Here is a 14,137-nt window from a genome sequence, read left to right on the forward strand (position 1 = left end):
CTCCAGGATTATAAATTTCAAATCGAGGAGAAATCTAAACGAATTTTAATATTTTTCAAGCCATAAATTAAAAAGCCCCAACTACGTTAGTTGGGGCAGGAGGAAACCAGACGGTGGTAGGCTCTCTATTGAAAGGATGTCGATGAGGCATTCCATTTGCGAACCTTGAAAGCTCCGGTGGTGGGAGAAACCATTTCGATCAGAAGTTTTTTGCGGTCATTCAAGGTGGTTATGGAGCTATCGCCGTCAATGATGCAAATACCGCCGAGGTCGGAGCCAGAAGTGCTTACGACAGAACTTGCACTGGCTCCTCCGCTGGGGAGGAAGAGTACCGACTGGTCATCGTCGTTGAAGGCACAGCTGGAACGATAGCGAATATCGAGATTTTCCGAAAGAGTGACGGGCGTCTCCATTATCGGCCAACTCGAGCTGTTATAGGAGAGATTGCCCCCCTGCAGCTGCATGGTCGAGGGCGCCTGGGGACTGTCGGGAGCCGCATTGAAAACCACCCGATATTCCCGATGCTCGGCAATGGCCCGACTGCGGGCCTCACGAAGCAGCGCGGTGACAGCCTGAGCTCCTTCCCGGTACTTGGCGTTGCGAAGCCAGTCCAGATAATAGGGGGTGGCGATAGTCATAAGGACCGATATCATGGCGATGACCACGATCAGTTCTGTCAAGGTAAAACCGGCGTTACGAGGCTTGCGTCCAGTTGATATCATCGGGAGAATTCCAGGTTGAGGTCATATTCCTGAGATGAGCGCCGGCCTTCTTCGTCTTCAACGACAATGCGAAAACGCCATGTCCCCTCTTGCGCGCCGGTTACATCCCAGGTCAAAACACCAGTTTCTTCGTCGATGACAGCTCCTGCCGGCCCCTCTTCAAGCTCATAGCGGAAAGGATCGTCATCGGGATCGTACGCTTCAACCTGATACACATAGCGCATACCGGCAAAATCGCCGGGGGGGTCGGAGACGATCCGCGGCGGTCCATTGGGAATACTCAACTCGGTGCCTTCAAAAACACGGCCCTCATCCTCACCGTCGAAGGGAACGACCTCGGCCCGAACAATATCCCCCCTCTGGAACTGATCCCCAGGCAGAACGGGGTCGTCCTGAAAAGAAAGGGGCTCGCCATTGAGATACCATCGGTATGCGTAAGTAATGGTATCGCCGTCGGGATCAACCCCCTCGGGATTGAGCTCAATATCGACCCCCCTGAAGATATCAGCATTCACGAAAGGAACGGCAATAATAGCCGGCGGCGCGTTGCCGATAGTCACTTCGGCAGAGACCTCCTGAGACATGTTCTGCACTGTCAGACCAACCACATCACCTTTGGCGGCACTGTGTGGTGGCAGCACCGCCCCCGTGGCCTCCAGCAGCTCGCCGTTTCTTTCCCAGGTAAACGTCAGTGTGCCCGCAGCCCCTTGCACCAGGGCTTCGATACTGTCGTTCACCGTGGGCGACTCAGGCAGCAGCCGCACCGTCATTTGGCCGCTCTCGCTCCCTGTAGCGAGCGCCCTGGCGGTATCGGCCCCCTGACTGGCAGCCTGCGGAGCGGTTTCGGGGGCGACAGCGGGCGTCCCTCCGGAATCACAGCCTCCCATCAGGAGAAAAAACAGAAGGCAGCCGATATTCCATGAAATAACCTTGAAGTATTTCAATTACCACTCCTTCCAGTAAATCTGAAATATGGTGCCGCCCGAAACGGGATTTTCGCTGCAGAGGCCACCGCCGCAACCGATCAGCAGCGTGGCATCACCACTCGGAGGCATCACCACAACCAGACCGGAGGGGATACCGATGCCGAGAGCAAGGGAACGGTCTTCCTTGCGAAGCACATCGTCGACCTCGTTGAGAGCACGCGTATTGCTAACGGAGGTGGGGTCATCCACATCATTATAAGGATAAAAGTTCAACACCGCCTCGCCGGTTTTGTAGTCTACCGCATAAAGGCGCGAAATGCCAAGGTTACCTACCTCGCAAGGGTCGGTGGACAACGCCGAAGGGGCCGTGGGCATATAGGTCGTGTAATAGGCCACCTTGTTGAAAATCAACGGCGAGGCCAGCACCTTTTCGCCGCCGTGCGTATTTTCCTCATTCAGCCGATCGAGATCAATATACCAGCCAAAAGTGGTATCCGCATTGAGGCTGTCCAGGATAGCCTGCTGGTCAGCGGCCGTCGTGGTTTCCAACTGCAATTCATTGCCGGTGACATCGATCAGGTTGCCATTGGTTGGATAATTGACTACCGTGGCATCCGTATTCTGCCCCATGTCCTTGACCATGTACAGGCGGTCGACAACAGCGGTATTGAGGGGATGGGCGCGGTCGCCGGTACCGAAGGCCACCATCCAGTAGCCCGGCTCCTGCACCACCGAGGGGCGATAGAATATCTTGCGTCCCTCGCTCGCCCCGGCCCAGAAGATGACGCGGCCGGTCCAGTTGGCCGGATCGGTGCTGCCCACGGAAAAGCGCCAGAGCCGGCCGCCCAGATCCCCGACATACAGCCGGTCGGCGTAGCCGTCAAAATCGGAATCGAGCACCGTGATGTCGGAGGGAATCGCGACCTTCAGCCAGGAGTCGTTTGAAGCCGTATAGCCCCAGATCTTGGTCGGGGCCGTCGGGATGGTCGGCACACCGCTGCTGTTCAGGGTCGCCACCTCGAAAGCGTAGACGCCTCTGCCTTTGGCGTCAGGTCGACTGGTCAAGGGACTGTTCGGGTTGACGTCAGAGGCGCTGGTGACGTTGCCTTCGCCCACCAAAGGATCGAGGGGATCAGGGAAATTGAAGGTCGACCCGAAGCGGCTGTCTTCCTCCTTGTCGTAGCCGGCGCCAATAAAAGCCACGACCTTGCGCTCGGTGCCGATCTTCATCAGGTGCATCTGCGGCTCACTCCAGGTCTGCCCCAGGTGTGGGAAGAGCACATTGCCGCTGCCATCAGTGGTGGTATTGTCAAACTTCCACAAAAACTTGGGATTCAGCGGATCCGTCACATCCAGGGCGTAGTAGGCGTTGCCGCCCCGACGCTGGCCGAAAACCAGAATAACCTTGTCGTCCAGCCCATTGTCGGTGACGCCAAAGGGATCCAGGTCGCCCGCCATGGTCTCCGCGATCGGGCCGATATTGCCATCGCCATCCTTGTCGTAGATATAGGCCACCGGCGAAGAATCCATATAATAAGGATGGCTGCCACTGGTCAGTTCCTTGAGTTCGGGGATGATGTTATCCGGGACAAAAGACCACATCTCCTGTCCGTCCGCATCGCGGAAAGCGTGCAGCATGCCGTCGTTGCTGCCGACGAAGATCATGGTCTTGTTAACAGCGGGGTCCACTTCATTGTCTTCGGTAAAAATATAGGAGTTGTAATTAACGATCAGCGGTTTGGAATGAAGGATATCCCCCATAACCCAATCGCGGGTATCGGTGGTACTGCCGTCTCCATTTTCGTCGCCCGTATCATAGCCGTAAATGTAATCGACAAGAGCAACGGCGTCGGCGGCGTCCTGCGTAGGATCCATGGAGGTGATATCGAGCATACCCGCCGTGACATTCGTGGTATTGAAACGGTTACTGGTGTGGGTGAGATCTGTCTCGGTGGTGAGGTTGGAGTAGAGCATGCGCGTGGAAAGATCCCGCTCGACCAACCCCTCGCCCACACCGCCATCTTCGACATCCCCGGCATCCGCGTTTAAACTCCAGTAGGACTGGGCGTTGAGCTTGAAGCCGCCGGAAGGAATGCCATCGCAGGCCAGGGTGGTATCGTTGGGATCAGGACAGGTGGCGACCTCCCCGTTCTGATCGACGATCTCGGACAGGGCGTTAATACCGAACTTTTTCAGATTACCGTGCCAGGACGTCCCCGAAATGGGTTTGAAGAAGCCCAGATAGACGCGGGAACCACTATAGGTCCTGTTTTCGGGGCTGGTCGGCACCACCGGCGCGGTAAAGGCTGTATCGACCTCGGCCACGATATTGTTGAGGATGTTGTCGATCGCCGCGCTGACCTCATTGGTACTGCCGGCCTGGGCAAAAAGACCATGCCCATCTTTGGCGGCGTCCTTCAGAAGGGGGTTGGTGGGGGTGAACACCAGCAAGGTATGCGTGCGGATATTCTGCTTGTCTTCAAAAGTCAAGGAGAGATCCGAATCAAAGGCGTACTTGGCGATATCGTCCAGCATGTGGGTGCCGTTGCCGGATACATTGGCCTGGCACTGGTCACCGGCGTCGTCGTCGCCATCGTAGTCCCCGGCATAACTACCCACCGCCGGTAGATCTTTGCACATGTTGGGGTCGCTGTCACCGACGCTCTCGCCGTTGGTGATCAAGATCACGAAATTTTTATCGCAGGAGTTCTGGATGGGCGAATCCGGCACATAGGTATTGGAGATTGGGGTGTAACTGGAAGTGCGCTCCATGTCGAAATAAAAGCGGGCGTCAAAAAGGGATTCCGCCAAGGGGCGGCTGTTGCCGGGTGTCATCGCCACATAGTTGCTCAGCTCATCCAGTTTGGTGAAAAAGGCGGCACGGTTGGTATCGTCGGAGAGGTCACTGACCGGGAAGGTGACCTGCCCGCCTTTGTTGTTATGACCGAACTCCATGATGCCGATGCGGATGGTGTTTTTCACCCCTTCTGCCGCCGACTTCAAGGCTCCGATAACGAGGTCGATCTGCGAGGTTGTTTCACCGGTGGCTGGCGGCGCCTCGTTGTAGTTAAGAATATTACCCAGGTAGGTCGTGCCGGCGCTGCTTTTGCCGCAGGTGCCGTCATTTTTGAGCTCCCAGCCGTCAGAGCCGGAAAAACGGCCACCTAAAAGGAGAGCATGCTGAGCGTCTTCACAGGTGACCTTGCTGAGAAAGTCATCGTAACTGCTGGCGGTGATATGGGCGACATAGTTGGACTGCCCGGTCAGCTTGTAAACCGTCCAGGTGCTTTTCGTAGCTGCCGGGACCGTGACGTCAGGGGTACCGTCGCCGTCGGTGTCATAGTCGTCTGGGTCTGGATAAATTTTGAACTGGGTCGAGTCTTGATCTGCCCAAGGCAGCAGGTCGGCATAGTTCAAATTGCCGTCATCGGGGGTTGAATCCTGCAACCCCAACGCATAGGGGCTGCCGGCGGCAGAGTTCCCCATGGTCGAGCTGTTGTCGATGATGAAGAGCAGATTAATGGGTTTGGCCACTTCGGCGTCCGGGTCGGCCGGAGGGCTGTAGGCGTAGATGGCCGAGTCGCCCAGAAAGGTGTCTGCCGCCACGGCGGACAAAGGGCAGACAGCCAGCAGCAACAAAAGCAGAAGCGTTACGATTGTATTTATAGGTCTAAACATAAAGAACCTCCGCTCTTATTTGGGAACGATGCGCGCCACCTGGGCTTCGATGCGCGACGTGGCCCTTGAGGGACCTTCGGCCGTGACGTTGATGGTGTAAAAACGCGACTGGAAATAGGTCGGATCAGAACCGCTGCCCGGCGGCAGTGGCCCGGTGGTCAGAAAACGCACCTCATTGACGGCATCGGTTTTCAGGTGGCTGTTGGGCGTATCGGCAGCGATCGCCGTGGCATGAGTGCCATCGAGAGTTACCGCGCCTGCCCCGATGGTTGAATAGATATTCTCACTGACGGTGGCGTAGGTAATGGCTCGCTCCGCCGCATAGAAAGCCTGCTGGCTGGCGCGGTAGTTGCGTGAAATACTCAATTCGGTATCGGTGGTATTCAGGGCCATGACGCCAAGGAGGCTCATCAGAGCCAGCATGACCAGAGCGATGATCAAGGCAGCGCCGCGCTCATTGCACAGGCTTCGGCCCCTGCCCTTGCCACAAAGATTGATTTTCAGGAAGAACAACTTCTTCATAAACAGAGACTCCCCATAAAAAACCCTAGCGATTTCGCAAAGTGACAACATTGGTCAGGCTTCGTGTTTTCACGTCGCCCTGCACATTGGCTTCGCCCGTCACGGTGACCCGCACGGCTCTGATATTCCAGCGGTCCGTACCCGTGACAGTGGTCAGGGTGCTGCCGTTCTCCATCAGATATTCATACTCCAGGCCGGTGACGCCATTGACCAGGTTGGCCCCCACCTGCCTTTTGGCGGTGATCCGCTGAGCCGCACCACCGTTAATCTCCTTGAAAATCTCGAAATCCTTGAGATAAAAGGCAATGGTGCCCGGATGCGTACCCGAACTGACCACCATGCCATCACCCGCTTTGTACTGAATGCCCGGTGAGGCGCCGAAGCCCTCCAGGGTCACGGTACGGGCCGTCCTGTTATTGCCGACCACGCGGAACAGGGCTGCGTACGGCTGCTCCTGACTGGGGGGCCGCAGAATGCGCACGAGGTCTCCAGTTGTGGCCTCCGCAAAAAAGAGGTCGACCATGTCGGAGGACCCCAGGGTGAAGGTGGCCTCGGTGTCGCCCGCGGCAATCGGTAAGTCGCTGTCGATACGGGCGGCACGGCCGGAGGGACTGGCGGTATTCATGATGAAGGCGTCCCCCTCGACGGGAAAATTGGGCGCGTTCTGGATGGGGGGATCATCGAAGGCCACCACAAAACCGGCCATGCGGATATCGCGCACCATCTGATCCATGGCTATACGCAGGTTCTGCTGCAGCTCGACCACCTCATCCTGGGTGGTGGCGGTACGCTGGGTGGTCAGGTAAAGGCTGTAGATGGCCATGGTGACAATGCCGAGGAGCGCCATGGTGACCAGAATTTCAATCAGGGTAAAACCCCTGTGATCAACAGATTTCATATGCGCCTCTTGAAACCAACCAAAGTAATAGGACGATTGAGCACGCCGCCGACCTGGGTCACCGTTACCTGCACGCGACTGACATTGACGACGCCATCGTAGTCGGCGTCGATGGAATAGGTCGCCGAAAAGGTGCCACCACCTTCGACGGCAAGGGTGGCTTGCGGCGAGCCGACGGTGCCGAAATTCCACGCCAGGTCAGTGGCATCCGCAGCGAAGACCGGCCGGGAACCATCCCAGGAAAGCACCTCTTCCAGGATACCTTCGGCCACGGCCGTCCCGGAAGTGACGATATTGGCCGTCGAGTTGCCCCGAATCGAGGTGATCTGCATGCCGGCGACCGCCAGCAGACCGATGGCGAAAATAGTGACGGCAATGAGCAGCTCGACGAGGGTAAATCCTGCCTGCCCCTTCGTAAAGCGAGATCTCTTCATGTTTCGAATCTCTCCCAAATAGGTGAAAACTTTATTAGACATTTCAAAAAACTTGCAAAAAGTATACCCCCTTTCCTCCGCAGACACAACCCATGGCCATAGCAGGAAAAGGGGGCATATAAAGATGTCAACGGAATTGCAAGCCGGGCAAAAAACCCCGGAAAATGCCCTTAAATGTCACCGGACGTCAAAGATCTGACTAGCATGCAAAAGATCATCGGCGATCAAGGCAGCTGCCCATCGAAGAGATAAACCCGGAAGACCTCACCCTCTTTGTTTATCTGGTAGCCGACCTGAGTCCCCGCGGTGAACAGAGTGCGGGCGACATATCTCCCCTGCTCGTCGTGAAAGGTCACCCGCGGAGACAGGCGCTTGATCGAATCGTTGATGATCAGACGTTCCGGCTCAATCTGATCGATCACGCCAAAGCCATCGTAGGAAAGAGGGACACGGCGGCCGTCGGCGGCCATAGCCGCACTCCCGACCAGGGTGAGAACAAAAAGCAGCGCCGCCAGAGTGAGGCCCAGCCTCCTCGGAAAAAACTTATGGGAAGCAGTCAGTACGGTCTTGTCTTTTATCCACTTGAGCATATCAACACTCCTTTTTTGTCATTGCTGACGACATGCGCCTCATCAACGCTCCAGCCAGTAACTCATCCCTATGCGTTCGGCATCGACGTCTTCTTCTTCGATCACCCCGGTGGACGAACTCATGTACAGGCGTTCCACCCCGTTCCCCAGGCGGATGATCTTTGGCATGTGCAGCATGCCGGTGAAGGACTTGCCCGTAGGCGCCACATAGACGGGATCATCGACCGTACCGATATTGATCAGATCATCCGGCGAACCGATGCGGAACTGGGCATCATCCAGGCGCCCTCCGCTTTCCGCGTCAATGACGTAGAGGAAGGAATCGCCGCCGCCCGAGCAGGGCGAGGTATTGGGGACGAAGGAGACGACGAATACCCGTCCATCACGGATGAGAAAATCCTTGATCGCCCTCTCTCCTTCATACGGTGCCGTATTGGGAAACCTGACAAACCAGCCGGCATGGGCGGCCGGATTGGGCTGCTGATCGTCGATGGTGATGAAGCCATCCCCGTTGACATCGCTGTTGTTGGTCGAATCGTTGTCCCCATCGACGATATCAGCCGCCGTTGTCCAGTCAATGAGATGGTTGCTGAATGTCCTGTAGGTGGCGGTATCCTGATAGGCAATATTCCGGACATCGATGATGGTCTGCTGAAGCAGGGTCGCCCCGTTGCCGTTGGACAGGCCTCCCGTGGTCGTATTAAGACTGCCCAGATACTCCAGGTCATCGGCGTCGTCACCGGAATCCCAGATGCCGTAAATCCCTTTAGGGGAAGCATCGGCGCGATCCGTCTCGCCCAGGAACTTTCCGGTACCGAAAAGGACCAGGTAGCCGTGCTTCATGGGATGGCGCATGACATCGGGCTTGGCGGTGATCGCCTCCCCGCCAATATTGACCAGCGGTTGCGGACTGGTACCGTCATGGAAGGCGACAGTCCATGCAGCCGCATCGTTCGCGGTCAGGTCGAACTTCCAGAGGTTGCCCTTAAGATCGCCGGCGTAGACGTAATCCGCCCGGTTGTCATTATTGACGTCAATGACCGAGGGGGTGGACAGACCGTTGTCAGAAGCAACACCCGTCGCAATTTTGCGAATGACATTGCCATTGAGATCCATCACATACAACATGGCCTGCCCATTGACACTATTGTAGCCGTTGCCGAAAATAATGACCCACTCGTGATCGGCATTGCTCGAATTGGAGCGAACAATATAAGCCTGGCTGTACGTGTAGCCGAGATCGTCGTCCGGCGAGGTGGCGGGATCGGCAGGATACTCCCACTCGACGATCGGGGCGACAGCCAAGGCTTCATCGGAGGTGGCGCCAATCGAGCCGACATTGGCGATATTCAGGGCATAATACCCCTTGCCCCCCTTGCCGAGCCCACCGATCAACAGCGTCTTGGTAGCGCTGATACGGCGGGCATAGGGCGTCAGGTCGACATAGAACTTATGCTGATAATCGGGATCGGTCAGATGGTGGAGGTTTTCGAAAACCAGGTTGGGAACATAGGAGAAACGCTCCCGCCCCGTTTCTGAGTCAAACGCATGCAGCATGCCGTCATTGCCGCCGGCATAGACGGTTCCATTGAAGTACATGGGGGATGAATGAACGATATCCCCGAGCACCCGAGTGCGATAGCGGAAACCGGTGGCGGTGACGTTGTCGGTGCGCCCGCGCAGAAACTCGATCATATTGCCGGCCGTCGTCGCGTCCGCGTCCAGGAGGGTACGTTGCCCGGCACTGATGTTGGCGCTGCGGAAAGGGACACCGGTGGCGGTTTCCGGGTTGTAGGTAATAACTTTGCGGTCGTTCCAGTCGATGGTCTGCAGGACATGGGAAGCCTGCCAGAGAATTTCTCCCACCCCGGAGCGCACGGCGCCGCTGATGGGGTCAATGGGATAGGCGATGACATCGCCGACCCACTCACCGGTCTGATAGCGAGCCTGGTACAGCACGGTATCGGTTTTCAGTTCTTCACTGTTGACCGAAACGGAGTTGCCCGAGGCGGGGTCGGTCAGATCAGTGACGATGCTGGAAACGGCCTCGATCATCTCTTCCGGGTTCATGGCGCTGAAAAAGAGACCGCGACCATTGACGGCGGCATGCCACATGTCATCGATCTTGGCGCTGTCGCTATAAGCCGGGTTGGGCCAGGCAGGGCGAGGGGTCCGGTCATCCAGGAAACAGGTATTTTCTTCGTACAGGGGCGAGTCCTCCACCCCATCGTCGTTGATATCGGCGAAATCGATTGAACCCTGTACACCGAAAGATACCGTGTAGGTGACCAGATGCTGATAATTGGCCTGGTCGCATGAATTGGTGGGAACGACATTGGACAACGTGCTGGAGAGGTCGTTTTTATAAAACTTCATGGCGATGTCCGCCAGCGTATTGGAATAGGAATCGGCGTAGGGGGCACCCAAGGTGCCATCCTGGTTGCCTACGGAACTGAAAGAATCGTTATAGTAGCCATCGGTCATGACGATGGCGAAGGCTTTCTGGCAAGCGCCGCCATCGTCTTCGGCGGCATAAGGACTGCCGTCGACACCAGAGCTGCCACTGATGCCGCCGTTATGATTGTCCCCCTGGTCAAAATAGCGGCCAACGTTGTAAAAAGCGGTGCGCAGCGGCGTGCTGCCGCTCGCGCCAACCTCATAGAGAATGTCCAGAAGGGTACCGGTCTCGTTGACTACCGTAGCCGCCGTGGCGGTGGGAACAAACTTGACGGCGTCTGCCGCCGTACTCGTGCCGGTGCTGCCGGAGTGCCGATCGACCCGAACGCTGCCGGTGGAGCCTGCCGCGAAATCGTAATTGCCCAACAGAACCCAGTCACCGCACACATTGCTGCCCGAGTCGCTCTGGTCCTTGTAGAGGGTATCGGTACCACCGTCATAGGCTATGGTGTATTTGGCATTGCTGTCACCGGTGCTGTTGCAGTGCCACCAGGCATAGACATCGTAGTTGCCGCTGGTGTTGAGACTGGGAGTCCAACGGGCATAATCGCCTGAATCGGCCGTATAGCGGCTGTTGGCCTGATACGCCGTGTCCAGATAGCCGCTGGTGTCGTAATAAACCCAGTAACCATCCCATCGTTTCCTGCCCGTACTGACCCAATAGCGTCCACTGCTGGGGCTGTCCCAATCGCCATTTTCGTAGTATCCGCTATCGCCGTTGTCAACAACGCTGGTTCCCGCCGCCTCCTCAAGCTTAATGGGGAGTACCCGGGTGCGGGTTGACGAATCGTTAATGCTATAAATTCCAACATTTACCCGCGACATCTTTACAATCGAATGCGAAACAGCGGCCTTGGCCGTAAGCTCGCGGCGTCGGTAGAACGAAAACCAGTCGGCGAAATTCTGCAGATCCTCGGCGTCGGTTTTGAATCGGCTGACACTGCCATCTTCATTGAAAAGATTGGGCCGGATGCTGTCGGGTGGCGTCTCCACCGGGGTGAGCAGGCTGACCGCATCACCGGAGGCGGTCACTTCGTAATAATCCCGGCGATCCAGGGTTCCGTTCGAATCAGAATCGACGAAGTTGACGAGATAGATCCTCTCACCAGTGTCGAGTTGGCCATTATCGTCCGCATCGTCCCAAGTATAATAGTGGGCGTTGTTGATCCGCACCGTGGAAGGCATGCCGACCGGCGTGAACTTGACAGCGTCGGCCATGTAGGTGCTGACGCCGGAAAGCGTGGCCGCCAGGTGCACGGACTGGGCGTCGGAAGGAGACTGGGAGCGAAAATACCAGGTTCCCAGCTTATACCAGCCAGGTGACTTGTTCTGGTTCAGGGTGACCGTGGCCGTGCCAGCACCGTTATTGTAGGTCACCGTGTAATTGGCGGCCGTATCACGTGACGGGTTGTTGTCATTGATCCAGACCCAGACATCATAATCGCCATTGCGGGGGATCTGCGGCAGCCATTTGGCTTCCTGGGCCGGATCGACCACATTTTTCCAGTGATAGTTATCCCCGATGCAATTGGAGGTACTGGTGCCCCAACCGGCCGAAATCACGAAATTGGGTCCGGGAACGTTATCGACAACGACCTCTTCCACGGCGGTCAGATTGGCTGTCGTGTATTCCAGCCGCAGATCAAAGGTCGGCGTGGCATTGTGGGGATTGGAGCGGGGCGTGCTGACATCGGCGTGGCTTTTGTTGGGCCAGGGTTTATAGTCGACGGATGGGTTGTAGTAAATCTTGTTGTAACCCGACCACTGGGATTTCCACTCCAGGCGCTCTGAACCAGTCAGGTGATAAGTGGTCCAGTAGGAGGAAAAGGTGTTGTCATGGCCTGGCGAGTAATGGGCCGGATCAAAGACATAGTAATGTCCGTCGAACAGGCCGTCTCCTTCAGAAGTCATGAACTCCCAGTCCATACTGCCCGAGTCGTCGACGACGAACATGATGTTGGGCGCGGCCGAGGTGATGTTGGTGCCCATGGGAGTATCACTGATATCCACCGACCAGGCTGGCAGGGCCGCAGACAGGAGGATTGCGAGGGACAGCGTCACGATGGACGACAACGAGGCTGTTTTCTTCAAAAAACCAAACACGGGTGTGTAAATCGCGGATGCATTCTTCATTTTTACCTCCTGATCAAAACCGACGACGGTAACCGACTTCCACTATGGACTGGCCCCTGAAGGCCCCTGTGGGATTGTCGTACAAACCGAAAACGCCATACTGATGAACCTGGCTGGCGGACATATCCAGAGACCCTCCGGCCGCGATACCCTCATAAACCACGGAAAATCGCGTGCGGCTGTCGATATCCGCCACGGCGGCCGTATCGTTGGCCGGATCGGCGTCACCTACAACCCAGTTTCCCAGGTTGGCCGCATCAAAATCGCTGTTCAGATTCAACCAGGCCGGCGGTGCCGCCGCGTCGGGAGCGATTTCATCGGAGGGCAGGCTCTCCAGCCGACTGGTCGCTTCCAGGGCCGACGCTTCGGCGAGATAGAAATTCTTCTTGACGATCCGGTCATTGCTGGCGATCTTCTGCTCGATCTCTGAAATATCCAGAGCCGAAATACCGATGATGGTGAGCAGCGCCATCAGCAGCAGGGCGATGAGCATGATGGACCCCCTCTGATTCTGCAGTATTTTCGATGATTTATTCATGGCAGACAACCTTCCTCACCCCTGTTGACATCAGCGGATCTTGATCGATTCGACAAAGTAATTCTTGGGTAGCAGCCGTTCTCTCCAGGTGACAATGACCCGGATAATTTTGGAGTTGGCGTCACGGTCAGCGATATTCCAATACACCATGAAGCTGTCATTCAGGGTGGACGGATTCTGACTGTGGTCGGCGGCTGGGCGGTCGTCAAGGCCGGCGTTGCCGTCCGCATCCGTATCGACCAGGTCGGCATGCTCAAAATTCAGCGTCATCAGTTCTTCCAGTTTGCTTTCCGCCAGCAGGGCTCCTTCCGTCATCAGAGTCGCATTGACATTGTGACGGCTGGAAAAAAACTGCATGTTGGTGACGGCCAGAATGCCTATGACGAAAATAGACATGGCAAAGATCAGCTCGATCAGGGAGAATCCTCGTTCATTCAGGCGCATCTTCATGACTAAAGCCCCATATTCCGAAGTTTGACAATGGTCGACACATCGCGGTAATAGAATCCATCGGCCGGGGAAAGTACCGTGTTGGCGACCACGAAAGATCGGGAATTCACGTGCTCCGGCTGCGGGTTCTGGCTCCGGGCCACCAGCCAGATGCGCAGGGCCCGAATATCGGCCGCCCGGAACAGAATGCCGGTGTCGAGGGTATTGATGGCACCATCGCCATCGGTGTCGTCGTCGGAGGTGATCTGGTCATCGCCGTTGGCGTCGAGCTCAAACCAGTTCCCTCCGGGGGTCGGGATGGCCCAGTGTATACGCCCACCGGCGTCGGTATCGAGCTCCCCGTCGCCGTCCGCGTCGAAAGCGTAGGCAAATCCCAGGGCCACCACGTTTGCTGCCACAATATCGGCGGCCGTCGTCTGGCGCTCCAGATTGCCGCCAGCAAGGGCATAGCTGATCGACTCACCGGCATCGGCCACGTCCCAATCCTCATTAAGGTCCATGGTAACCCTGATAGCGTTGATACCGGCATTGAGCACACCCGCGCTGGACTGGTGCGAGGGGTCGTAGCCGGTCATCCGCAGATCTTTGGCCATCATGGAAACGGCGGCGCGCAGGTTCTGCTGGATATCGACCACCTGGGTCTGCACGGTATAATCCCGGCTGTTGGTCACATAGAGCCCCAGCATGGCCGTACTGAAAATACCCACCAGGACCAGGGTCACCAGGATCTCGGTCAGCGTGAAGCCTTTCTGGTTCATCATGATTATCCTTCCTCGCCTCTTCACCGCC

The 14,137-nt window shown here is 56.7% G+C and carries 11 protein-coding genes; all 11 read right to left on the minus strand.

The window, feature by feature from the left end:
- Positions 1-125: 125 nt before the first annotated feature.
- Positions 126-722 (minus strand): GspH/FimT family pseudopilin, encoded by a 597-nt coding sequence (locus AOP6_RS10195; RefSeq protein WP_155876631.1) that lies wholly within the window; start codon positions 720-722, stop codon positions 126-128.
- Positions 719-1,666: an Ig domain-containing protein gene (locus tag AOP6_RS10200; protein ID WP_155876632.1), complete on the minus strand. Its 948-nt coding sequence runs from the start codon at positions 1,664-1,666 to the stop codon at positions 719-721. The genes AOP6_RS10195 and AOP6_RS10200 overlap by 4 nt, the downstream gene beginning before the upstream one ends.
- Positions 1,667-5,326, minus strand: a complete 3,660-nt coding sequence (locus tag AOP6_RS10205) for a PilC/PilY family type IV pilus protein (RefSeq protein WP_155876633.1) — start codon at positions 5,324-5,326, stop codon at positions 1,667-1,669.
- 15 nt (positions 5,327-5,341) lie between these two features.
- On the minus strand, positions 5,342-5,848 hold the full coding sequence (locus AOP6_RS10210) for a pilus assembly PilX N-terminal domain-containing protein (protein WP_213194555.1): 507 nt from the start codon (positions 5,846-5,848) through the stop codon (positions 5,342-5,344).
- Between the two features lie 25 nt (positions 5,849-5,873).
- Complete coding sequence (locus tag AOP6_RS10215; RefSeq protein WP_155876635.1) at positions 5,874-6,746, minus strand: prepilin-type N-terminal cleavage/methylation domain-containing protein; 873 nt, start codon at positions 6,744-6,746, stop codon at positions 5,874-5,876.
- On the minus strand, positions 6,743-7,180 hold the full coding sequence (locus AOP6_RS10220) for a prepilin-type N-terminal cleavage/methylation domain-containing protein (protein ID WP_213194556.1): 438 nt from the start codon (positions 7,178-7,180) through the stop codon (positions 6,743-6,745). Before AOP6_RS10220 ends, AOP6_RS10215 begins: the two co-directional genes overlap by 4 nt.
- Positions 7,181-7,404: 224 nt before the next feature.
- On the minus strand, positions 7,405-7,770 hold the full coding sequence (locus tag AOP6_RS10225) for a hypothetical protein (RefSeq protein WP_155876637.1): 366 nt from the start codon (positions 7,768-7,770) through the stop codon (positions 7,405-7,407).
- A gap of 42 nt (positions 7,771-7,812) precedes the next feature.
- Positions 7,813-12,360, minus strand: a complete 4,548-nt coding sequence (locus tag AOP6_RS10230) for a PilC/PilY family type IV pilus protein (RefSeq protein WP_155876638.1) — start codon at positions 12,358-12,360, stop codon at positions 7,813-7,815.
- 13 nt (positions 12,361-12,373) lie between these two features.
- On the minus strand, positions 12,374-12,898 hold the full coding sequence (locus AOP6_RS10235; protein ID WP_155876639.1) for a PilX N-terminal domain-containing pilus assembly protein: 525 nt from the start codon (positions 12,896-12,898) through the stop codon (positions 12,374-12,376).
- A 30-nt stretch (positions 12,899-12,928) separates the two neighbouring features.
- Complete coding sequence (locus tag AOP6_RS10240) at positions 12,929-13,348, minus strand: prepilin-type N-terminal cleavage/methylation domain-containing protein (RefSeq protein WP_155876640.1); 420 nt, start codon at positions 13,346-13,348, stop codon at positions 12,929-12,931.
- A 2-nt stretch (positions 13,349-13,350) separates the two neighbouring features.
- A complete protein-coding gene (locus tag AOP6_RS10245; RefSeq protein ID WP_155876641.1) occupies positions 13,351-14,109 on the minus strand; it encodes a prepilin-type N-terminal cleavage/methylation domain-containing protein in 759 nt (252 codons plus the stop codon).
- Positions 14,110-14,137: the final 28 nt, after the last annotated feature.

This window comes from Desulfuromonas sp. AOP6, assembly GCF_009731355.2.
Lineage (GTDB): Bacteria > Desulfobacterota > Desulfuromonadia > Desulfuromonadales > SZUA-540 > SZUA-540.

Coding starts and splice junctions, on each gene's coding strand:
- AOP6_RS10195 (WP_155876631.1), bottom strand. CDS start 722: ATGATATCAACTGGACGCAAGCCTCGTAACGCCGGTTTTACCTTGACA.
- AOP6_RS10205 (WP_155876633.1), bottom strand. CDS start 5,326: ATGTTTAGACCTATAAATACAATCGTAACGCTTCTGCTTTTGTTGCTG.
- AOP6_RS10210 (WP_213194555.1), bottom strand. CDS start 5,848: ATGAAGAAGTTGTTCTTCCTGAAAATCAATCTTTGTGGCAAGGGCAGG.
- AOP6_RS10215 (WP_155876635.1), bottom strand. CDS start 6,746: ATGAAATCTGTTGATCACAGGGGTTTTACCCTGATTGAAATTCTGGTC.
- AOP6_RS10220 (WP_213194556.1), bottom strand. CDS start 7,180: ATGAAGAGATCTCGCTTTACGAAGGGGCAGGCAGGATTTACCCTCGTC.
- AOP6_RS10225 (WP_155876637.1), bottom strand. CDS start 7,770: ATGCTCAAGTGGATAAAAGACAAGACCGTACTGACTGCTTCCCATAAG.
- AOP6_RS10230 (WP_155876638.1), bottom strand. CDS start 12,360: ATGAAGAATGCATCCGCGATTTACACACCCGTGTTTGGTTTTTTGAAG.
- AOP6_RS10235 (WP_155876639.1), bottom strand. CDS start 12,898: ATGAATAAATCATCGAAAATACTGCAGAATCAGAGGGGGTCCATCATG.
- AOP6_RS10240 (WP_155876640.1), bottom strand. CDS start 13,348: ATGAAGATGCGCCTGAATGAACGAGGATTCTCCCTGATCGAGCTGATC.
- AOP6_RS10245 (WP_155876641.1), bottom strand. CDS start 14,109: ATGATGAACCAGAAAGGCTTCACGCTGACCGAGATCCTGGTGACCCTG.